19 protein-coding genes are annotated in these 22,197 nt (G+C 34.7%); 2 read left to right on the top strand and 17 right to left on the bottom strand.

The window, feature by feature from the left end; all coding sequences use genetic code 11:
• Positions 1-184 precede the first annotated feature (184 nt).
• On the bottom strand, positions 185-1,594 hold the full coding sequence (locus VIM70_RS13275; protein ID WP_331946248.1) for an amino acid permease: 1,410 nt from the start codon (positions 1,592-1,594) through the stop codon (positions 185-187).
• Positions 1,595-1,938: 344 nt separating this feature from the next.
• Between VIM70_RS13275 and VIM70_RS13270 the strand changes: the two genes are divergently transcribed.
• Positions 1,939-2,457, top strand: coding sequence for a hypothetical protein (locus tag VIM70_RS13270; protein WP_331946247.1), 519 nt, complete (start codon positions 1,939-1,941; stop codon positions 2,455-2,457).
• A 99-nt stretch (positions 2,458-2,556) separates the two neighbouring features.
• Here VIM70_RS13270 and VIM70_RS13265 read toward each other — a convergent pair whose 3' ends face one another.
• The 13 genes from VIM70_RS13265 to VIM70_RS13205 all read right to left on the bottom strand — a co-directional run bounded on the left by VIM70_RS13265 (position 2,557) and on the right by VIM70_RS13205 (position 17,651).
• Positions 2,557-4,914, bottom strand: coding sequence for a xanthine dehydrogenase family protein molybdopterin-binding subunit (locus VIM70_RS13265; protein ID WP_331946246.1), 2,358 nt, complete (start codon positions 4,912-4,914; stop codon positions 2,557-2,559).
• On the bottom strand, positions 4,907-5,449 hold the full coding sequence (locus VIM70_RS13260; RefSeq protein WP_331946245.1) for a (2Fe-2S)-binding protein: 543 nt from the start codon (positions 5,447-5,449) through the stop codon (positions 4,907-4,909). The genes VIM70_RS13265 and VIM70_RS13260 overlap by 8 nt, the downstream gene beginning before the upstream one ends.
• A gap of 1 nt (position 5,450) precedes the next feature.
• Positions 5,451-6,305 (bottom strand): xanthine dehydrogenase family protein subunit M, encoded by an 855-nt coding sequence (locus VIM70_RS13255; protein ID WP_331946244.1) that lies wholly within the window; start codon positions 6,303-6,305, stop codon positions 5,451-5,453.
• Between the two features lie 171 nt (positions 6,306-6,476).
• On the bottom strand, positions 6,477-7,796 hold the full coding sequence (uraA, locus tag VIM70_RS13250; protein ID WP_331946243.1) for a uracil permease: 1,320 nt from the start codon (positions 7,794-7,796) through the stop codon (positions 6,477-6,479).
• Between the two features lie 229 nt (positions 7,797-8,025).
• On the bottom strand, positions 8,026-8,358 hold the full coding sequence (locus tag VIM70_RS13245; RefSeq protein WP_331946242.1) for a Zn-ribbon domain-containing OB-fold protein: 333 nt from the start codon (positions 8,356-8,358) through the stop codon (positions 8,026-8,028).
• A 2-nt stretch (positions 8,359-8,360) separates the two neighbouring features.
• Positions 8,361-9,557 carry a thiolase C-terminal domain-containing protein gene (locus tag VIM70_RS13240; protein WP_331946241.1) on the bottom strand — a complete coding sequence of 399 codons (1,197 nt, stop codon included), beginning with the start codon at positions 9,555-9,557 and terminating at the stop codon, positions 8,361-8,363.
• Positions 9,554-10,228 carry a hypothetical protein gene (locus tag VIM70_RS13235; protein ID WP_331946240.1) on the bottom strand — a complete coding sequence of 225 codons (675 nt, stop codon included), beginning with the start codon at positions 10,226-10,228 and terminating at the stop codon, positions 9,554-9,556. Before VIM70_RS13235 ends, VIM70_RS13240 begins: the two co-directional genes overlap by 4 nt.
• A 68-nt stretch (positions 10,229-10,296) precedes the next feature.
• Positions 10,297-11,088 carry a cyclase family protein gene (locus VIM70_RS13230; RefSeq protein WP_331946239.1) on the bottom strand — a complete coding sequence of 264 codons (792 nt, stop codon included), beginning with the start codon at positions 11,086-11,088 and terminating at the stop codon, positions 10,297-10,299.
• 29 nt (positions 11,089-11,117) lie between these two features.
• Positions 11,118-12,527, bottom strand: a complete 1,410-nt coding sequence (locus VIM70_RS13225; RefSeq protein ID WP_331946238.1) for a DUF1116 domain-containing protein — start codon at positions 12,525-12,527, stop codon at positions 11,118-11,120.
• Between the two features lie 14 nt (positions 12,528-12,541).
• Entirely contained in the window at positions 12,542-14,110 is a 1,569-nt protein-coding gene (gene fdrA / locus VIM70_RS13220) for an acyl-CoA synthetase FdrA (protein ID WP_331946237.1), read from the bottom strand.
• On the bottom strand, positions 14,088-15,074 hold the full coding sequence (locus VIM70_RS13215) for a DUF2877 domain-containing protein (RefSeq protein WP_331946236.1): 987 nt from the start codon (positions 15,072-15,074) through the stop codon (positions 14,088-14,090). Before VIM70_RS13215 ends, fdrA begins: the two co-directional genes overlap by 23 nt.
• Positions 15,075-15,279: 205 nt before the next feature.
• On the bottom strand, positions 15,280-16,938 hold the full coding sequence (locus tag VIM70_RS13210; RefSeq protein ID WP_331946235.1) for a PucR family transcriptional regulator: 1,659 nt from the start codon (positions 16,936-16,938) through the stop codon (positions 15,280-15,282).
• Positions 16,939-17,057: 119 nt separating this feature from the next.
• Positions 17,058-17,651 (bottom strand): YdeI family protein, encoded by a 594-nt coding sequence (locus tag VIM70_RS13205; protein WP_331946234.1) that lies wholly within the window; start codon positions 17,649-17,651, stop codon positions 17,058-17,060.
• 228 nt (positions 17,652-17,879) lie between these two features.
• Between VIM70_RS13205 and VIM70_RS13200 the strand changes: the two genes are divergently transcribed.
• A complete protein-coding gene (locus tag VIM70_RS13200) occupies positions 17,880-18,749 on the top strand; it encodes a DUF1002 domain-containing protein (RefSeq protein WP_331946233.1) in 870 nt (289 codons plus the stop codon).
• A 74-nt stretch (positions 18,750-18,823) separates the two neighbouring features.
• Here VIM70_RS13200 and fsa read toward each other — a convergent pair whose 3' ends face one another.
• From fsa to VIM70_RS13185, 3 genes are all read right to left on the bottom strand, one after another.
• Complete coding sequence (gene fsa, locus VIM70_RS13195; RefSeq protein ID WP_331946232.1) at positions 18,824-19,471, bottom strand: fructose-6-phosphate aldolase; 648 nt, start codon at positions 19,469-19,471, stop codon at positions 18,824-18,826.
• 167 nt (positions 19,472-19,638) lie between these two features.
• Positions 19,639-20,967, bottom strand: a complete 1,329-nt coding sequence (locus VIM70_RS13190; RefSeq protein WP_331946231.1) for an MFS transporter — start codon at positions 20,965-20,967, stop codon at positions 19,639-19,641.
• 427 nt (positions 20,968-21,394) lie between these two features.
• Positions 21,395-22,153, bottom strand: coding sequence for a 3-oxoacyl-ACP reductase family protein (locus VIM70_RS13185; RefSeq protein WP_331946230.1), 759 nt, complete (start codon positions 22,151-22,153; stop codon positions 21,395-21,397).
• Positions 22,154-22,197 lie beyond the last annotated feature (44 nt).

Below are 22,197 nucleotides of genomic sequence, written 5' to 3'. Positions count from 1 at the left end.
ATTCTTTTGTGTAATTTCTTTATTTATCATATTTAAATTATACATCAAAAGTGGATCCCTCGGGACCCACTTTTGTATTTGGAAAAGAAAAAAAGAGCCATCTCGCTGTAGAAATCACTTTCTATTTTGAGACAGCCCCTTACTAGTGGAGGTAACAGTTTACCTTTTGCCTCCGTTGTTTTTGTTATTCATCAGTTGAATTTACTACACTATGATGTCTACCATAAAAAAAGTAAACTATAAAACCTAAGACAAGCCATACAACAAATCTTATCATTGTTATCACTGGAAGTTGTGTAATTAGGAATCCGCAGGATAAAACTGCAAGGCCAGGTACAATTGGTGAAAAAGGTACTTTAAATGATCTTTTAATATCTGGTCTCGTCTTTCTCATAACTATAATTGAAATCGAAACTACAATAAATGCTGCAAGTGTTCCTATATTAGTTAATTCTGCAACTACACCAATTGGAGTAAATCCAGCTGTTAACGCAGTAACTATACCAACTAATAATGTACTCTTTGCTGGTGTTCCAAATTTAGGATGTATTTTACCAAAAACCCTTGGAAGAAGACCATCTCTTGACATTGCAAACAAAATTCTAGTTTGTCCAAACATCATTACTAAAAGAACAGATGTTATACCACAGATTGCACCCACCGATACTAGTGCAGATCCCCAGTTTACGCCTACTTGCTGAAGCGCAAATGCAACTGGAGCTGATGTATCTTTAAATTGTAAATAAGGCACCATACCTGTAAGAATAGCTGACACAACAATATAAAGTATTGTGCAAACAATAAGTGATGTTATAATTCCTATTGGCAAATCCCTTTGTGGATTTTTTACTTCTTCAGCCGCAGTCGAAACTGCATCAAAACCAATGTATGCAAAGAATATTATAGCTGCACCTTTGAATACTCCACTCCAACCATAGGGCATAAATGGGGTCCAGTTTGATGGATGAACATGAAACACGCCAATGCAAATAAATAATAAAATAACAACAAGTTTTATACCAACAATTACATTATTAAACTTAGCACTTTCACTAACGCCTCTTGTTAATAGTGCAGTAATTGCTGCTATAATTAATATTGCAGGAAGGTTTATCATTCCACCATGAATTCCTGGAGCATTTATTAGTGCTGGTGGAAGTTTAATTCCTACCGAGTCTAGAAGACTTACCATATATCCAGACCAACCTATAGCAACGGCTGCTACTGCTACCGCATATTCAAGTAATAAGTCCCAGCCTATAATCCATGCCCAAATCTCTCCAAGTGCTGCATACCCATAGGTATAGGCACTTCCCGCCACGGGAACCATTGCTGCAAATTCTGCATAACATAATCCTGCAAAAGCACAAGCTGCACCTGAAATCATAAATGATATTATAAGTGCAGGTCCAGAATAATTAGCTGCTGCGATACCAGTAAGTACAAATATACCAGTTCCGATTATAGCACCAATTCCAAGCATTGTAAGTTCAAAAGCACCCAATACCTTTTTTAAAGATTTTCCACTTCCATCTCCTTTAGACTGTGCTAGTAATTGATCAATTGATTTTTTTTTAAGTAAATTTTGTTGCATTAATACATCCCCTCTTTAAGCTTGTCCTTCTTATGTTTTTTACTTATAAAATAATATTGTATATTTATCTTATGAATTATATTCCGTATAATTATTCATTATATTGAATATTTAAAATATTTAAAAGAGAGAAAAACAAACAATTTAAGCAACCTACAAAGATAAAGTCACGAATGCTATCATTTGCTTCCATTTATATAGTTTTTTAAAAAACAAAGTAGAAGAAATACAGGTCGATATTTTAACAATAATCTTCAAAAATAATTAAAGTAATGATATACTAAAAATAAACCATAATTGTAATCAGTATACAATTGAATAGTATAGCGGAAGGGGAACTTAAGTTGGATAATAAAGTAATAAGAATATTAAGTATATACGGAGATTCTATGAAGAAATTGTATAAATTTGTTCCAAAAAATTGTATAAAAGCTACTCCATATACAATATCAGATGTGTTAGGATATGACTTGGAAGTAAATATAGATGGAGTTATATTCACTGGAAAAGACGATAATTCTTACATAGGTATAAATAGCTCTAATAGAAATTATACAGAAGAAGAATTAATTGCTTTTCAAAAAATACTTGTAAAATGTTATACGTACCCATTTGGAGGCCTAGAAATTTCTTTTGGATTAAACATTTTTACCAATGATAAAACAGAGAAAACAATAAGAGCTCTCTTAAATAAATATAAAATAGAACCTTTGTTAGAGAATTTGGATTCAGAAGGTCATATAGAATTAAAGATTTCAAACGTGAAATACTTTGCTACACAGTCTTTTATAGAATTTATTTTAGAGTTGCAAACATTAACTCATTTATTAGATGAAAGATATGATCAGAATTTTCACATGTAATAAATTATTAGAACTACATAACTAACTCTTAACAATTTCTACCTTGTATTTTCGCCAAAAACAATGGAAAACCCTTGAATTCAAGGGTTTTCCATTGTATCAAAATTGGTTTCTTTCTATCGCAAGCGCAACATTTTCAGGAGAAAGCGGTAACTTATAGAAATTGATTCCTAAAGCATCATAAAGCGCATTTCCAATAGCTGACGGCACAGAAATCATTGGATGTTCACCTATTCCTCTGGCACCAAAAGGCCCATCTGGTTGGGGATTTTCAATTAAAATAGGGACTATCTCCATTGGAATATCCTTTGCTGTAGGTATTTTATTGTCTGTAAATGAAGGGTTCATAAGTCTACCCTCTGGACTAAACTTATAACCTTCAATTATTGCAGATCCAATTCCTTGGAGTACTCCACCCATAATCTGGCCTTTAACAAGCTTCCTGTTGATTGCCTGACCTATATCAAAAGCAGAGGCAATTTTAATGATTTGAATGTCCCCGGTTTCAATATCAACCTCAAGTTCAACTCCATGAGCTCCAAAAGTCCAGTCAAGAGCTGGTAATCCCTGTCCTGTTACTGGGTCAAGGAAAGTAAGTCCATTGGCCATATAAGTTCCCTTTGCTATAAGCGGTCCGCCGATACCATTACCACTTTCGTAAGCATAACCAAGTGCAAGATCTTTGTACTTTATTCTTCTCTGCTTATGATGGATATGATAAATATACTCATCTCCATACGTCAGATCTTCAACTGAAGTTCGAAGCACCTGTGCAGCCATTTCTTTCATTTGTTGTAACATATTTTGTGCACATTTCTTTACAGCATTTCCACCCATAAATGTATATTTTGAAGCAACAGTCGACCAATCATAAGGATGATGGTCTGTGTCATTATCCCACATTACCTTTACCTTTTCTATTGGCATGTCAAGTACTTCTGCAGCAATTTGTGCCATTACTGTATTTGCTCCCTGTCCTATATCTACAACACCAAGCATAATGCGGATATTTCCATCATCGTCCATCTGCATAATTGCAGATGTAGAAGTATGAGGAGGCATTGCAGGAGCCTTCTGAAGACAAGCAAGACCCTTTCCCCGTAATTTTCCCGTTTTAGAGCTTAATTTTCGTTCTTCTTCAGATTGATATCCTGTCCATCCAATTTCCTTTGCGACAGCGGCCAGGCATTCCTCAGGTCGTCCTGAATTTTCATTTATAAGCTCTCCACTGATTGTATGACAACCGCTTCTTAATATATTCTTCATGCGGAACTCATAGGGATCCATTCCAAGTATTTGTGCCACCATATCCATCTGTCGTTCCATAACCCAGTGTGTTTCAAGATGCCCAAACCCTCTGTAAGCAGTACTGAAGACTTTGTTTGTATAAAGTGTTCGAGAGTGAAGTTCAATATTAGGTATCTCATAGGCTCCCGCACCTGAATAGGTTGCTGACTTTCCAACATTTACACCATAATCAGCATATGCCCCACTATCCCAATCATAATATATTTCAGTAGCAGTAATTTTCCCATCTCTTTTTACACCAGTCTTAACATGTCCGCGCATCCCAGCCCTAGTAGGAAGTTGATTAAATTCCTCTTCCCTTGTTGCAATTAACTTTACAGGACGGCCTTTGCATGCACGTGAAAGCACTGCTACAAGTGGTTCAAGGTGTATTCCTGCTTTACCTCCAAATCCTCCCCCAACATAAGGTACAATTACCTGTATATCTGCTGTGGATATATTAAGTGCTTTTGCAAGTAGCTTACGTATTGCGAAGGGAGATTGCGTTGAAGACCATATTTTAATCTTATTTGTATAGGTGTCAGCCTGGGCTATAGCCACATGAGTTTCCATAGGTACATGGGCTACTGCAGGCAGGGTAAGCACGTTTTCAACAATTATATCAGCCTCCGCAAATCCTTTCTTGATATCACCCTTTATCATCTTATTCCAGCTAGCAATGTTGGAATCAGGCTGGGGGAAGAAAACACCTTTACAATATTCAAGATCGTTTATATCTTCATGGACAAGTATCTTGCCCTCTAATGCTTCATCTAAAGTTTGTATACTTGGAAGCTTTTTATACTCAATTTTAATTTTGCTTACTGCAAGTTCAGCGGTCTTTTCATCTATTGCGGCAACAGCCACAACTGGCTCCCCTTGATATCTTACAATACCTCTTGCGAGTATTCGCTTATCAACCATATAAATTCCAACTAGATAAGGTATATCATCACCAATAAGTACAGCTTTAACACCAGGTAAAGCTTTTGCCTCGCTTACATCTAACGATACAATTTCTGCTCTAGCATATGGAGAATAAAGGCACTTTCCATAAAGCATTCCCGGTAATTCCAGGTCCACCGTATAGATTGCCTGGCCCGTTACTTTTTCTAGTGCTTCAACTCGATCAGAAGATTTTCCAATATGGCGGTATTGTTTATCACTCATTTTTCATTTCCTCCCTTTCAAGTTTAGCAGCTGATGTAATGGCCGTTATAATTGGGAAATAACCTGTACACCTACAAAAATTGCCTGCAATAGCTTCCTTTATTTCTTTTTCATCTGGATCAGTATTTCTGTCTAAAAGGGCACGTGCTGACATTAGCATACCCGGAGTACAAAAGCCACATTGGAGTGCATCATGGCTTACGAATTCTCGTTGGAGTATTGAGAGTTTTCCACTTATATTAAGGCCTTCTACTGTTATAATGTTTGCATCCATAGCTTCTAATGCAAGTACAATACATGAATTTACAGCAAACCCATTCATTATTATTGTGCATGCCCCACATTCACCTTCCCCACAGCCTTCCTTTGAACCGAAAAGTTTTAACTCCCTGCGTAAAAAATTAAGCAGTGTCATGGTTGGATCAATATAAGTGCATACTTGTTCCCCATTTACGATACACTTAAGTGGCACTGGTTGAAGCCCAGAATCAACATGAACAAAACAGTTTACTTTATTATTATGGTTTTCGCACATATTATTTACCTCCCATTGATGATAAATGTAGCAGTGCACGTTTTACAAGAACCCCTGAAACATGAAGACGATATTCAGCTGATGACCTAACATCTGAAATCGGTCTTATAATATTACATATTTCTTTACCAGCTGCAGTCGCAATCTCTGTCGTTAAAGGCTGAGAACTTAGGGTTTCTTCAAGCTTTACTATCCTAATTGGGGTTGGTGCCACAGCGGTCATAGCCAATTTAACTTTTTTATCCGCTGTTAGCCTTGCAGTTACACCTACTATACCAAGATCATGTCCCTTTATCCTTGCCTGCTTTAAAAATATACTAGTATCACCCTCAGTAACATTTGGAATCGAAACACCTATAACAAGTTCATTATCCTTAAGCACTGTTTTCTTAACACCAGTAAAGAATAAATTAATATCAATTGTTCTTCCGCCTTTTGCATTCGCTATATGAACTTTTGCATCGTAAACCATAAGTGGACCGGCAAGATCGGCACCAGGTGAGGCATTACAAATGTTTCCTACAAGCGTAGCACGGTTTCTAAGTTGATAACAAGCTAGTGAATTTGCTGCTTGTACCAATGCTGGATACTTTTCAAGTATTAATTTTGATTCTGCAACCTTATTAACTGTAACGCAGGCACCTATAAATAATCCTTCATTTATTGTATATTCTAGCCTGTTTGTCTCTGGTATATCTTTTATATCAAGAATATGTTTCGGCATTGCTATATTATGGTGAAGGATGACCATTAAGTCTGTACCACCAGCGAGAATTTTAGTATCGGCATTTTGCTCTAGATAATTCAGAGCCTCAGTTAGGAGTTGGGGTTTTACGTAATCAAACTTACTTAACACGATTTACCTCCTTAGTGTACTCCCGAAAGCGCACACCTATATATTTTTAATATTCATTATTAAAAATTAATCTTGAATATTCTGAATTCTAATCCTATAATTGCTCAAAAATAGTAGTGTCGATATAAAACTCCACAGCTCAACCATGGAGTTTTTATTCATGGTCTTTATCTATTTAACATTCACATTTTCATCAGATTTTATCTTGTAATCCTCATTCATTAAACCAAATTTACTTAAAATATAGAAAATAAGTGATAATAAAACGCCTGTTACTGCAGCAAATGCCATACCTTTGAACTGTACTTGCCCAATAGTAATGCTAGCACCACTTACTCCAATAACAAATGTAACTGCACCTAAAACCATATTATAGTTTTTACTAAAGTCAACTTTTTGCTCAACAAACATTCTAATACCTTGAACAGCTATTATTCCATAAAGAAGCATTGTAATGCCCCCCATAACTGGCCCTGGAATAGAAGATATTGCAGCAGCTATTTTACCTATACATGAGAAACAAATTGCAAGTAAAGCAGCTCCTCTTATTACCCATACTGAATAAACACCTGTAATAGCCATTACACCTATATTTTCTCCGTATGTCGTATTTGGTGGGGATCCTGTGAATCCAGAAATTACATTACTAAGACCATCTCCAAGTAATGAGCGGTGAAGTCCGGGATCCTTCATTAAATCTGCTCCGGTAATTTTCCCAGTTACTATCAAATGACTAATGTGCTCCGCAAAAACGACTATAAAAGCGGGAGCCATTATGGCTATCGCACTAAGATCAAACACTGGAGCCTGGAATTTAGGTAAAGCGAACCATGGCGCAGACGCTATTGATGCAGTATCAACCATTCCCATTGCAAGCGCAAGGATATAGCCTAGTATTACAGCTGTAAGTATTGGTATAACCTGAAAGAATCCTTTAAAAATAATAGATCCAATTATACCAACACCCAATGTGAAGAGAGATACAATTAAAATGTTAGGATCAACAACATATGGCATAACTATCTTTCCAACTGCTGTTGCTGCAGGAGCTAAACCTGCCTGCACTGCTGCAACTGGAGCAAGTTCAAGTCCAATAATTGCAACAACTGCACCCATAACAGCTGGAGGCATTACGACATCAATCCATTTTATTCCAAATCTTTTTACAACAAAGGACATTAATATAAAGAATAGACCAAAACAAATAAATCCGGCTTGTGCGTGACTAAACCCTCCATGAGATCCAATAATTAGAAAAGTTGGTGCTAGGAAAGCAAAACTAGAACCAAGGTATGCTGGTATACCTCCCTTAGTTACGAAGCTATAAATAAGTGTGCCCACACCATTCATAAGTAAGGCAATGGCAGGGTTTATTCCAAATAGAATTGGTACTAATATGGTGGCGCCAAACATTGCTGTCAAGTGTTGAAAGCTGAGAGGTATAGTCTCTAGAATCGGAAGTTTTTCATGAATTCCTACGATACGCTTCATTTTTTTACACTCCTTTTTAATATTTATAATAAATAATTATTTAAAGCAGCAAAATAAACTTTGGCTATAGTCTACTGAACTGCAAATAAATCAAATTAATATTTAATCGTTTACACTAAAAGAGATAAATAGGGACAGTTACTAAGAAATTAAAGAGCCGCCTTCTTTAACAAACAATATCTAGTAACTATCCCTTAGGTGTAATTTGTAATTATAATGTTATATGATGTTATTTGAAAATAAATCCGTAATGATCCGCACCTATGCCTTCTTTTACAACTCCTACTGTTGCCATAAGCTTCATTCCTACCTCAGGGCACCCTACTTCTAATTGTCCACTTACAACAAGACCATTTGTGAATTTAACAATTCCAAAACCTAAATATGGTTTCATATAGCCCTCTGGAAGATTATATACTTTTGTATAGGTTACAAGGGTTACTTCTCCTTCTAGTGGAACTTCGTCAAACTTTCTATTTTCACATTTTTTACATACATAATGCTTTGGATGGTGAAGCGTACCACAAGCTGTACATTTATAAGCATATATTTTTTGCTCCATAATTATGATTCCTCCTTTGTGAGTATTGTTGCGACAACATTATTTCCAAAACCACCAAAGTTAACAGTAAGTCCAGTTTTAGCACCCTCAACTTGACGTCCTGTAGCTTCTCCCCTTAGCTGCTTAACAATTTCTACAACCTGAGAAACCCCAGTTGCACCAAGTGGATGTCCCTTTGCCTTTAATCCACCAGAAGGGTTAATTGGGATTTTACCACCAATCTTTGTTTCTCCATTTCGAGCTGCTATATGCCCCTCACCTCTCTTAAAAAAACCAACCTCTTCAGATTCAACTATTTCTAGTATTTGAAATGCATCATGAAGCTCTGCAACATCTATATCTTGCGGTGTAAGTCCTGCCATTTTATATGCCATTTGTGCTGCAAGACGAACAGCAAGTAAATCCGTAGGTACTTCTCGTTCAGCTACCGCATGTGTATCTGTCGCTTGGCCTATACCTGCTATTTTTATTGGTTTCTTCTTGAATTTATCTGCTTTGTCCATGGCACATAATAAAACTGCTGCTGCCCCGTCAGATACAGGACACACACTATACAATCGAAGTGGCTCTGCAACATATGGATTCATTACATTTGCATCCTCATCCTCTGTTATGCAATAAAGATTAGGTACCACTTGTATATGTGCTACTGGATTATGCATTGCATTCTCGTGATTTTTAACCGCCACTATTGCTAAATCCTTTTCAGTTATTCCATATTTATCCATGCATAATTTTGTAAAGAGTCCTGCGAGGGCTGGCAAAGTTAGTCCATAATTATATTCAGCCTCGGGGTGAAGCATTGTTGCAACAAAATCAGTTCCTTCCCAGCCGCTAACAACCCTCATCATCTCTCCGCCTACCACAAGCACACAATCACACATACCACTAGCTATAGCCATATAGCCAAGTTTTATAGCTGATGCTCCTGATGCTGGACCATTTTCTATTGTTTCAGCCATTGCTGGTCTTAAATTCAAATAATCCACAAGTGCAGATGCAATACCGCTTTGTTTATTTAGGATACCTGCACCCATTGTTGACACAAACACCTGATCAATCCCATGGCCGATACCTGTCTTTACACCAGCATCATCCAGTGCCTGGATAGCTGCCATACTTAACAAATCAGAAAATGTTCCGCCTGACATTTTACCAAATTTAGTATGGCCAACTCCTACAATACCAACCTCTCTCATCTTTTATATCCTGGAATCTGAGAGTAAGTTTCTGGAAGGATAGGATGATCTGCTGTTTTAAGTAATTCTTCCTTTACAGGACGACGTCCACCGAGCTTAGCCTCTTTATGTTTTTCCCACAATGCTTTAGTTAACACATATGTTGGTACTCCACCTAGTTCATGCCAAATTTCAGGTCTTGATTCAAGCTCATATTCAATCATCCATCTTTTAAATCCATTTGGACTCTCAGCAACAATCCAAACTTCTTCTTGATTTAAGAAATCTAAATGGTATTCCATTTTTGCAGCAAATAATTGCGCCCCAATTCTAAGCCCTTGCTTTAATGTCATCGTATGATAAGACATTCCTACCTTATCGTCAACCATACGCCCATTAACAATACCAACCAAAATTCCATCTATTGTTCCAATTAGGCAATATTCATCTTTTACTCTGTATCTGTAGTAACCTAAGAGCTCAGAGTATATTCTAGATGCAACAATATCATAAAAGTCGACTTCAACTGTCATTAAAGGTTTCACTGCTTCTAAGATGTGTGGCACTTCTTCCCTAGCAATTTGACGAATTACTAATTTTTCTCCAGTTGCCATAGTAATGTACTTAGGTGGATAAATTACCATTGGTGTTTCTTTTGGTCTAAGGCTTTGTTCCATTTTATCTACTATCATTATTTATCATCCTTTCAAATTATATTTTTTATAGTTTAATTGAGAAATAAAGCAGCTTTAATATTAATCTATTCTGCGTCAAACGCTACTATACGCGAAATGCAAGATTCTCCGCCTTCAAATCTCCATGGGAAACATCCTATTACCAATCTTTTGCCGAGTACTTTATCAATATCTCCACCGACATTTTCAGCATGAACAATGTTAACTGGGAATAGGTCATAGTGCATTAATTGATAATCATCCTCTGGCCAGAAATCTTCGATCCCTTTACCGTATTTAGCTTTTAAATATTTATCTGCACGTCTTGCTTCCTTTGGTGCCCATTCACGTATCTTTGTATTCATCGGATGATCTGCGGAACCACAGTCAACACCTATCCATTTAAATTGCATTTCCTTACACCAATTCGCAAATTCCTTTGTAGGCCCTGGATGTCTCATCATTACTCTTTCCTCATCTGCCTCAGGTTCATCCCAACCATATTTATGATAGCCAGTGTGTATAATTAAAATATCACCTTTTCTAACATCTGCTCTATCCATTATGTCCTTTGAAGTATATATTCCATAATCCTCAGCTATATCAGATATATCAACAACAACTCCAGGAGCAACAAGCTCTTCTAGTGGAATACTTGCTATATCTCTTCCATGTGTACAAAAATGTAGTGAACCATCAAGATGAGTACCAACGTGATTTGAATGAGTTAGGACCTGCCCATTTGCACCATTTGATGAGAGTCTTTTGAAAAACTTAATTTCAAGAGGCTCATAAGTTGGCCATGCTGGTGTTAAATGACTAATCTTTTGAGTTAAATCATACATTTTTACATTTTTAAAAAAATCAATAATATTCATAATAAACCCTCCATTTTTAATAAATTATTTTAAACTGTCTTTTTAATAAAAGAGGTAAGTGCATCTTCAAAACATTTCATTGGTGGATGAACTACACCTGCCCCTACTTGGCCGACACCGGCCCTATTACATGCAATTCCAGTATTTATTACGGGTAATATTCTTGTCTCAATAACTTTTCTAATATCAATTCCAGTTGGTGTTCCCCTAAAGTTTATATTTGGTATTTTAAAGGCATTATTTTCTGCGCAAGTTATTTCATACATGCTTGTCGTGTAATTTATAGCATCCTTTGGTGTTCCCCCTACAAATTGAACAATTGCTGGGGCAGTCGCCATTGCAAACCCACCTATTCCTGCTGTTTCTGTTATACAACTATCTCCAATGTCAGGATTCGCATCCTTTTCCTCAAACCCTGGGAAGTAAAGACCTTCAACGAGCTCACATGGTGCTGTAAACCATTCATCTCCTGTACCTGATACCCTTATCCCAAAATCACTACCATTCCTAGACATTGTATAAACAACAGTACTATTTGGAATATCACTTAAAGGATCTAAACTACATTTACATGCTGGCATTGATATGTTCAGGAAAAAATGATCATTTTTATCTATAAAGGATAGTACATCTGCTTTTTCATCATTGGAGAATTTGGTTTTAACAATGCAAGTTGCAAGTTCCCTAAACAATAATGAGGTTCCTGCCTTATTTCTGTTATGGCACTCATCTCCCATTTGTAGACTTTGAGCTATTATAGTTTTTAAATCTACACTTCCCTTTATTTCCATTGCTTCTCTAAGTACAGGTGCAAGCACCTTTTCCATCCAGTTAAGCCTATCTATAACTTCTTGGCTAAATGCTCCAAACCTGAGTACCTTACCTAACCCTTCATTAAAAGTACAATAAGCAAAATTTCCAAAGGTTTTATTTTGCAAAATCCAAACTGGCATTGAGCTTGTAACTACGCCTGCCATGGGTCCTACAGTGGAATGATGATGACAACAATCAAATATTATTTCCCCTGAAGCTGCAAGTTTCCTTCCATCCTCCTCATTTGTTACTAATCTTTCATATATAAGTCCACCAACAATTGCCCCTTTAAGTGGTTCGCACATATCATTCCAAGATATGGGTGGTCCTGCATGAAGAATTGTTTTTTTTGTCATTCCAGGTATACTTGATCCAGCAGTTCCTACGCCAACAATTATTGGTTCAGCTGCAAGAAGTCTTGTGATTGCTTCTTTATTTGCTTTTTCAATTTTATTACTTATGCTCACTTCTTCCAAAACAGAAAGTTTCATACTCGCCTTTGTTGGTGGTCTCCAATTAACATGTATACTTTTTACCTTTTGTTCTTTTAAATCCTTTTGGAAAGACTCCAATCCAAGATTTATAACAATAAGTTCCTTACTAAATAACTTATTTATCGCAGTCATTGTACATCCCTCCTTTATATTTTATTTAATTTCCCAAGAATTAATGAGGTTAGTTTAACAGCTTGAGCATTAGAAGGCATTAGAATAACTCCTTCTTTTTCTAATTTTTCACTTTGGGATTTGTAATTTTGAGGATCGACCTCTGTACCACATATATAACCAATTACACATAAATATTTATTTCTATTTTTCATAGCTTTTTTAGCATTAATTATAGTTTCAAGCATTTCTCCTGCTGGATCAATGTTTGATCCATACCCAAGCACAAAATCCATAAGTACTATCGCAACTTCATCATCCACTGCTTCCTTTGGGAGCCTTTCTACTCTGGCAATTGGGTCTATCATAGGATGTGGTTTACCAAGAGTAAAATCATCATCTCCCAGGTCAAGGCATGTGTGCTGCTTGCTAATATGCACATCCTCTAATCTAAGTTCAGGGGACAATGGAATATTGGAATATAGCCTATAGCCATCCTTGCCTAACATCTTCATTGCTTCATCCGCCAAGGTTCCACCAGTATATAAAGCTCTTAAATATTTTTGTCCACTACTAAACTTTTTGCATTCACTTTGGACAATTACATCAATTTCCTTGTCTGTTAATGTAAAGCCAATAAAATCTTCTATTTTCTTTCCTTTTGACAGCAATACTGCCTTTCTTGCTGCATCCTCTAAATCTACACTTGAGTAAGCACCGTATTTCTCAATCTCGATTCTATCACCACCTATAAAGCTTGCAACAACTGGCTTATTTGTGGTTTTTACCATATTTAATATTTTTTGCGCTACCTCAGGTGCTGGTGGTTTAGAAATTAACACAATAATCTTTGTTCCATCATCATCTATTAAGGCTTTAAAACCCTCAATCATCATAATTCCACCAATTGCACTCTTAAGATCTCTTCCACCTGTACCAATAACTTGGGATACTCCGCCGCCCATTTTATCTATAATTACGGTAATTTCCTGTGTTCCTGTTCCAGATGCTCCCACAACACCTATATCTCCTCGTCGTACAACATTTGCAAAACAAAGAGGTACTCCATTAATAATTGCAGTGCCACAATCTGGTCCCATAACTAAAAGTCCCTTTTTTCTACCTAGTTCCTTTAATTCTATTTCTTCTTCAACTGTAACATTATCGCTGAAAAGCATTACATTAAGATTATTATTTAATGCTTTTTTCGCCTCATAAGCAGCATATGCTCCAGGTAAGGATATAATTACCATATTAGCCTTCTCTAGATATTTAACCGCGGCACCAAGCGTTGTCGGTTTATATTCAAGTTCAGCGTCATCAAAATCAACCTTAGCATTTAGTAATTCATCGACCTTTTTAACGATGATTTCTAATGAGTTTTCATCAATACTCATTGCTGCTATGAAAAAATCATTTGGTGTTAATCCCTTTATTTCATCATTTGATAAGTTCAAATTTTCTGTTAGCTCCTTATTGAGGTCTGTTCCCATACCAACTATAACTTCTTTGACACTTGGCATTTTTTTAATTTCCTTAGTTATTAACATTAATGCCACAGAATCATAGTAAGTATTTTTTCTAATATCCACGCAATGATTCATTTAACCATTCCCCCCTATACCCTAAGTTTGTTAAAATCTTAAGCCCAACGTAAATTCCAAGTACTGTGTCAGTTCCTGATGTTTCACCGTATCCAATAACTTCTATCAAAGCTTTTATAATGATTGAAGCATTTTCATCATAAACATTTAGAATTGATGCCATTAAATCCATAACAGCCTCATTTGTCTCTCCAACTGACGAATGCTTTAACATTTCAGAGCTAACTCTAGTTGTTTTGTGCAAGCTTGAGTTAATGATTTTACAGTGAAATTCATATATTCTAGCGTTATCTAGATTATAATAACTTCCCATATATATGTACGAAATCATTAAACCACTAATAAAATCATCCATTGCTGGTGTAAGCCCACATCCGAAACCTATAACTGACTCTGCTCTGCATCCTATTTCATCTACATTTGCTTTTAGCACACCATAAATAAAATTTATAAACCTATACTTTATAAATTCAAAGTTTTTATCAAAAGGATATTGATTAAAAGTGGCAATTTTAAGCTCTGGTAGTTTACCTCCAAGCATATTTATAAGTGGGCCCATACCATTAAGTTTTCCAAAAGTTCTTAACCCTTGCTCAATAATCTTTATGTTCTCCAAAAGTTGATTTTCCGAACAATTTTTAGTATTTATTTCAGCAAGAGATGACCATTTATAAGCATCTTTCATTTCTATAAATAAATTCCTTTGACTACAATAAATTTCATTTTTGCTAAATTCAAATTTCAAACCTCGTTTTATATTTAGATCATTAAAATCGACTTGTTCTAAACCTGCTACAATCACACTCATCGGCGACATTTTCTTACCTTTACTTAAAAGTGTTATGAAAAAATTATCACATTCAATATTACAAGCATTCTTAAAGACAGAGTGAACATAACCTCGTACTATTTCTCCTTTCAAAATGATTTTTTGGAGATCCTCGCATATAATTAACCCCTTCAATAAAACCATCCCTTTACTTTAATCTTATTATTAAATTTATGTTTATATTCTCTACTACCCTTGTAATAAACTTCTAAATATTCTAGCAACTAATTGTTAACAATTACCAATTGCTTAATATTTATTTCAATAATTACATTTGTAATCATACTATTCTATGTTAATAACTAACAAAAAGGCTAACTCACTAGGAGCTAGCCTTTTATTATATTTTAATTAGGTCTATTGCCTTAAGAGCAATTTCAAGATTAAGTCTACTGTCTCCATTCTCTAAATCAAGTCCCGTAATATCACTTATTTGTTGTACCCTATAAATGATTGTGTTATAGTGCATATACATATTCTCAGCTATTTTTTTCATGTTTCCATCGAATTCAAAATATGCCTTTAAAGTCTTGATAAGTTCTGAATTATTTATCTTATCATATTCTATAAGTGGCTTTATTGTATCAGAACAAAATTCAAGAAGTTCACCCTGAAGACCCTCGAATGCAAGAATCCTATATAATCCCAAATCATCATAGTGTTTAATAGTGCTCATATTTGTGTTGCTTAAACTCTCAACAATTAATTTTGCTTGCCTATGACTTTTATATAATTGTTCAACCTTTTCATAGGAACGCCCTATACCTATTGTTAGCTCATCACTATGGAATTTTTTTAAAGCTTCATCTAATATCTTCTGACAAAAATAAATGACGTCACTCTTTATTACTTGAGGATTTTTACTCTCCTCACTTCCATAAAGTATTAATATTCTATCACTTTTATCAACATATACTACTTTTTCTCTATTAAGTTTTGCAATTCTACCCGTTATAAACAATAAATCACTTATGCCTTCGCGTTGCAAACTCGCCTTATCAATTACATGTTTATTTGAAGAATATATATCCTTTAAAAGAATTACAATAACAGTATATTTAAGGGTCATATGCAAGTTAAATGTTTTTGCTCTTTCTATTGCTCTTTTCTGCCTATTTTCATTATCACTTAGTAAATCATCTAAAAACTCAATTTTATAATTGCTTTCCATATTATATATAGAAAGTTTTTTAACAAAATCCAGTGCAATTATGTGTACATATGACTCTATAAGCATATTATCTAGAGGAGTTAAATCTTTTTTGTCAAGCCAAACAAAAACACATCCATATTCAACATTTTCTATAACTATTGGAATAGCCACCCTTTCAATAATCCTTCCTCTAATTTCATCCTTATGTACTTTATAACATCCTTCATCATCATAATTACTCTCTTCGATGTACTTCAGACTTATATGCTCATATATAATGTTATCAATCTCATTTCTATCTTCTTCATTACAGATTATTTCACAACTATCACTCATATTTTCGTATATTGCCAATGAATTTCCTATGTTCTCATGTAATTTCCCAGCTATTTCTTTTAGACTACCACCCCTCATCATAATGCTTAGGACTTCTCTATTAAACCCATTAATTTTTATGAGCATATTCATTTGATCATTAATTACCTCAGTAAGTATGCCTGATATTATGTCAGTATGAGAAATACAAAAAGGTACTTCAATAATTGGAAAACCTAATTCATCTGCTAGGTTAATAACATCAGTGGGCAATTCGCTAACATATCTACCCACCTTGATACCAAGACCAACTACACCTTTCGTATTTAATTTAGGAATAAGTTCAAGAAGTACATTAATATTATCCTTTATAGAGTAAGCTGTTGTAAGTAAAAACTCTCCTGCCGTAACCCACTCCAAAATATCAGGTACCTCCATAACATTTACCTTTGTTATTCTTCTAGATAAACCTGCAGCTCCACCTAAAATTTTGGCACCGCTAAATATCTCAAGGGTTAGCAATTTTTCCAAGGAAATCCCCAAATAACGGTACAATTAATCACATCCTTTATAGATTAATATAATTTTTTTGATATTCTTTCATTATATATTTTTTTACATTTAATTACAATAAGTTTTCATCGAATATACTAATCATTTAATCCCTTTCCATTGAGAATTTGCTGCATACATTTTTCAACCCTTGACTCTCGGGTTTTAGATTGTTTGGGTTGAGAAAAATAGAAAATGTATGCCCTTTGCCGTCCCGGCGTCAATGCTTCAAAAGCAGTTTTCAAGGCAGAGATTTCATCCAATTTATTTTGAAATTCTTCGGAAATTATGAATTCTGTATTCTTTTTAAAATTCACTTCCAAACCGGCTTTTTCAACTTCAATGGCTTCATAAATATAATCTTTCAAGATGGCTTCCATTGCAACTATTTCTCCAACATTGGTGAACCGAATCTGGCGTCCCGCCTGTACATTCTCCGTTTGCTTAATTAGAATACCCTGGGCATCATGTAACAAGGCACCTTTGATAAACAGAATCGCACAGTATTCTTTAAATCCATGTATTAAAACTATGTTTCCTTTCTGAAACGTGTAACAAGGAACACCCCACTTCAATTCTTCGGTCAGCTGACAGTCAAGAATGATCATTCTCAATTTCTCAAATTCTTCCTGCCACTTTTGGGCTCTACTTAAAAATTCATCAACCTTAGGATTCATTCTATTATTTGTCATCAAGGAACACCCCTCTTCAATTTTACTAGTCTTGTCAAACGTGACTATTACTCTTCTTTTGAACATTATATAGTAATTATTTTTTAAAATCAATCTGTGTTAAAAGAATTAGATATAATTAAAAGGATTATAACCTGTAATATTTTATATGTAGAATTAATATAATTTAGGTTATAATGTATCTAAGTCACAACGGTAAAATAATGTGGAATAAGGAGGTCTTTTTAAATGAATAAGAAATTAGTCTTAAGTGTAATGTTAACAGCAATTTTGCTTGCAACACCTATAACCAATGTATACGCTGATTCATATAAAAGTGTTACTATAGGGTCTGATTTGACGAATCAACAGAAAGAAGACATGCTAAAGTATTTTGATGTAGATAGAAATAGTGCGAGTGTTGTTGAAGTTACAAATAATGAGGAGAAGGAATATCTAGGAGATACAGTATCTAAAGATCAATTAGGTAATAAGTCGATATCATGTTCCTATATTGAGCCAACAACTAATGGTGGTTTAGTAGTAAATACAAATAATGTAACTTGGGTAAATGCTAATATGATAAAGAATGCCCTAATTACAGCAGGAATTGAGAATGCTAATGTTAAAGTTTCTGCACCATTCGCTGTATCAGGTACGGCAGCTATGACTGGCATACTAAAGGGATTCGAAAATAATAAAGACGGTAAGAAATTAGATGAAAGTACAAAGAAAACAGCTAATGAAGAGGTCGCAGTTACAGGCAAACTAGGTGAAAAAATTGGACAAGATAAAGCTGCTGGATTAATCAATGAAGTAAAGAGTGAAGTTATAAAAGATAAACCTACGACTGAGGAAGGTATAACAAAAATAGTAAATGATGTTACAAATAATTATAATTACGATCTGTCTAAAGATGATGTAAGTAATATTGTTGGATTAATGACAAATGTAAATAAATTAGACTTAGATTACAACAAAGTAAAAGGACAGCTTGAGGGTGTAGCTAGTACACTGAAAAATACATTAGATAGTGATAAGACTAAAAGTTGGTTCGCAGGAATATGTGCTTCTATTGGGAATTTCTTCAAAGGAATATCAGATAGACTAAATTTATAATAAAACCCACAACTAATTAAATTAGTTGTGGGTTTTATTGGTGGAGGGAAGCGTAGCCACGCTATTATTCCTTATTATTTACCGAAAGTTTCTTTCCAATCTTTTGCAAATTTTTCTATTCCATTATCAGTTAATGGGTGTTTTATCATTTGTTTAATAATTTTAAGTGGTACTGTAGCAATATGTGAACCTGCAACGGCTGCTTCTGTAACATGCATTGGAGTTCTTATACTTGCAGAAATTATCTCCGTATCTATTCCATGTACTTTAAAAATTGTAACAATAGTTCTTATTAAATCCATAGCATTGGCGTTTATGTCATCAAGTCTCCCAATGAAAGGACTTACATAAGTAGCCCCTGCTCTTGCAGCAAGTAATGCTTGTCCTGCAGAGAATATTAATGTTACATTTGTTTTTATTCCTTCTTTTGAAAGTACCTTTACAGCCTTAAGCCCATCTTGAGTCATTGGTATTTTAACAATCATGTTTTTATGTATTTTAGCTATTTCTCTTCCTTCTTTTATCATGCCCAATGAATCTAGTGAAATAACTTCTCCACTTATAGGTCCATCAACAATAGCTGCTATTTCTTTTATAACTTCATTAAAGTCTCGACCTTCCTTTGCTATTAGAGACGGATTAGTAGTTACACCACAAATAACACCCATTTCATTAGCTTCACGTATATCTTCAACATTGGCTGTATCAATAAACAATTTCACAATTAACGCTCCTTCATTTTTAAATATTATTTTAATAAAGTAACTATATGTAAGCAAATAAGACTAAACTTATTATTTAAATCATACTTACTGACTTAATAAGAATCCAACAGCCATTAAAACCTGACTGTCAGAATTTATTAAGAGGTACAAATTTTGCTTGAAAATTATAGTTTAAGTTCTTCTGTATTATCTGTATTAAGTGTAACCTTTCCTGATTTTTTTACCATAAATGCTACTATCCCGGCACCTAGAATGAAAGATCCACCTAGGAAGAACATACTAGCATTAAATGATCCTGTTGCATCCTTTATATATCCAACAATGTATGGTCCAAAGAATCCACCAAGATTACCTATGCTATTAATAAGAGCTATACCACCTGCAGCAGCAGCTCCTGTTAAAAATGATGGTGGAATAGCCCAGAACGGAGAATATGAACCAAATGATCCGCAAACAGCGATAGTTAATAATATGAAAGCTCCGATTATGCTGAATTTTGCAACAAGGACACTTGCAATCATTGCAACTGAAGCTACTGTTAAACATGCAGCAACATGAAAACGTCTCTCATTAGTCTTGTCAGAATGGATACCAACCAGATACATAGTAACCATAGCACAAAAATACATAAAGCCTACAATCCATCCTAAATTCATAGTGCTGATGTTAAGTGATGTAGCTAATCCTTTAGTAATAGTCGGTAAGAACATATTTATTCCATAGTAACCCGTCATCCAGAAAAGATAACCTATAGATAGTACCAGAACATCTCTGTCCTTTAAAGCGTCCCAGAAGGTGTAATGTTTTACTTCCTCTTTTTTAAGTTTTTCCTTTGTTGTAACATCAATTAACCATGTTAATTCTTTCTTAGTAAGCCATTTTACATCTTCAATATGGTCATCAAGATAGAATAAACATACTATACCTAAAATTAAACATGGAATACCTTCTATGATGAAAAGACACTGCCATCCTGATAAACCAAGCAAGCTTATACCTAAGATAGAAGTTGCGATTGGAGAACCGATTGCATTGGCAGCCGGTATTGCAAGCATGAATCCTGCTATAGCTCTTGCATGATATTTACCTTGATAAAAATTACTTAAATACCATACCATGCATGGATAGAAACTAGCTTCAGCAACACCTAAAAAAAATCTAACTGTATAGAATTGCCATGGAGTTTTTACTAAAGCCATTAAACCTGCAATTACACACCATGAAATCATTATTCTGGCGATCCATCTTCTGGCTCCCCATTTAGTCATCGCTGCGCTTCCTGGTACTTCTAAAAGAAAATATCCTATAAAGAATATACCTGCACCAAATCCGTAAACCGAATTGGAAAAACCAAGTTCTTTGTTCATTGTCAATGCAGCAAATCCAATATTAACTCTATCCATTATCGATATTGAAAAACATAAGAATAGAAATGGGATTAATCTTTTAGTAACTTTTCTAACGGTTGAACTTTCGATTTGATTTATATCCATTAATAAACTCCCCTTTAATTTTATTAATATTAATATTAAAATTTCAATACGCTTACAACGTTTACAAGCTTTTTAACAGCATCTCCCCGTTTTTATCCTATGTCTTCATTATGATCCACTTCATATATATTCATAATTTATTTATAATTTCTCTCCTTATCATATGGTAGCTTATTTAATGTACCATCATATATGCAACTGTATACTTGTCTACCAAATATCCTTTCAGGACAAGCATATATTCCAGTAGAAGACTTGTCAACATGATTTACAGAAATTCACAAAATTTTTACGACAGTATTTCCATCATTCATTCTTAAGAAAAGCGGCTGTATAAATTGTTTCATAGAATTCCTACTATTTTCAAATAATATTAATACAGCCCTCTTCAAAAGTAATTATATGTTAAAATTAATGGTTTAGTATGTTAATCCATATGTGATCCACCATTTATATCTATATCTTCACCTGTAATATATGATGCTTCTTCTGAAGCTAAGAATGCAATTGTTGCTGCAACTTCTTTTGTTTCAGCAGGTCTTCCCATAGGTATTCCTGCAATAACTCCTTTGGCTACATCTTCAGAGAGAGATTTCCATATGTCCGTATTAACAAGTCCTGGTGCAACACAGTTTACTGTTATTCCATCAAGTGCAACTTCACGAGCTAGGTTCTTAGAGAATCCTAACACTGCAGCCTTTGATGCTGAATAGTTTGGACCACCAAATACTCCTCCACCTCTTTTTGCTGAAACTGAAGAAAGACTTATTATTCTACCATATTTTTGTTTTTTCATAGTTTTTAATACTGCTTGACTACATAAGAATAATCCAAACATATTAACATTAAACACTCTTTTTATATCCTCAAGTGTCATACCTTCAACAGTAACTTTTTGTGAAATTCCCGCATTATTTACAAGTATATCTATTCTACCAAATGCTTCAAGTGTTTTCCCTATCATTGCATTTACTGATTCTTGGCTTGTAACATTTAATTCTACACCTAAAGCTTTTCCGCCAGCTTCAGTAATTGCATTTACGGTCTCCTTAACTCCTTCGAAATTCATATCTGCAACTACTACAGTTGCTCCCTGCTTTGCAAATGTTAATGCCACAGTACGTCCTATTCCCCTTTCGGAACCACTTCCAGTAACTATAGCTACTCTATTATTTAATTCAAACATTATTTAATTCCCCCTAATTTAATTCATATTTATTATTATTTTTT

Origin of the sequence: Clostridium sp. (genome assembly GCF_036569345.1) — a bacterium.
In the GTDB taxonomy this organism is placed as follows: Bacteria; Bacillota; Clostridia; order Clostridiales; family Clostridiaceae; genus Clostridium_AD.
Note: the sequence above shows the minus strand (reverse complement) of the source record. Positions and strands in the feature narration are given on the sequence as shown.

Excerpts from the sequence above, each read along its gene's own strand:
- VIM70_RS13200 (WP_331946233.1), top strand. The coding sequence starts at position 17,880 with ATGAATAAGAAATTAGTCTTAAGTGTAATGTTAACAGCAATTTTGCTT.
- VIM70_RS13190 (WP_331946231.1), bottom strand. The coding sequence starts at position 20,967 with ATGGATATAAATCAAATCGAAAGTTCAACCGTTAGAAAAGTTACTAAA.
- VIM70_RS13230 (WP_331946239.1), bottom strand. The coding sequence starts at position 11,088 with ATGAATATTATTGATTTTTTTAAAAATGTAAAAATGTATGATTTAACT.
- VIM70_RS13265 (WP_331946246.1), bottom strand. The coding sequence starts at position 4,914 with ATGAGTGATAAACAATACCGCCATATTGGAAAATCTTCTGATCGAGTT.
- VIM70_RS13260 (WP_331946245.1), bottom strand. The coding sequence starts at position 5,449 with ATGTGCGAAAACCATAATAATAAAGTAAACTGTTTTGTTCATGTTGAT.
- VIM70_RS13275 (WP_331946248.1), bottom strand. The coding sequence starts at position 1,594 with ATGCAACAAAATTTACTTAAAAAAAAATCAATTGATCAATTACTAGCA.
- fdrA (WP_331946237.1), bottom strand. The coding sequence starts at position 14,110 with ATGAATCATTGCGTGGATATTAGAAAAAATACTTACTATGATTCTGTG.
- VIM70_RS13185 (WP_331946230.1), bottom strand. The coding sequence starts at position 22,153 with ATGTTTGAATTAAATAATAGAGTAGCTATAGTTACTGGAAGTGGTTCC.
- VIM70_RS13225 (WP_331946238.1), bottom strand. The coding sequence starts at position 12,527 with ATGACTGCGATAAATAAGTTATTTAGTAAGGAACTTATTGTTATAAAT.
- VIM70_RS13240 (WP_331946241.1), bottom strand. The coding sequence starts at position 9,557 with ATGAGAGAGGTTGGTATTGTAGGAGTTGGCCATACTAAATTTGGTAAA.
- uraA (WP_331946243.1), bottom strand. The coding sequence starts at position 7,796 with ATGAAGCGTATCGTAGGAATTCATGAAAAACTTCCGATTCTAGAGACT.
- VIM70_RS13235 (WP_331946240.1), bottom strand. The coding sequence starts at position 10,228 with ATGATAGTAGATAAAATGGAACAAAGCCTTAGACCAAAAGAAACACCA.
- VIM70_RS13245 (WP_331946242.1), bottom strand. The coding sequence starts at position 8,358 with ATGGAGCAAAAAATATATGCTTATAAATGTACAGCTTGTGGTACGCTT.
- VIM70_RS13205 (WP_331946234.1), bottom strand. The coding sequence starts at position 17,651 with ATGACAAATAATAGAATGAATCCTAAGGTTGATGAATTTTTAAGTAGA.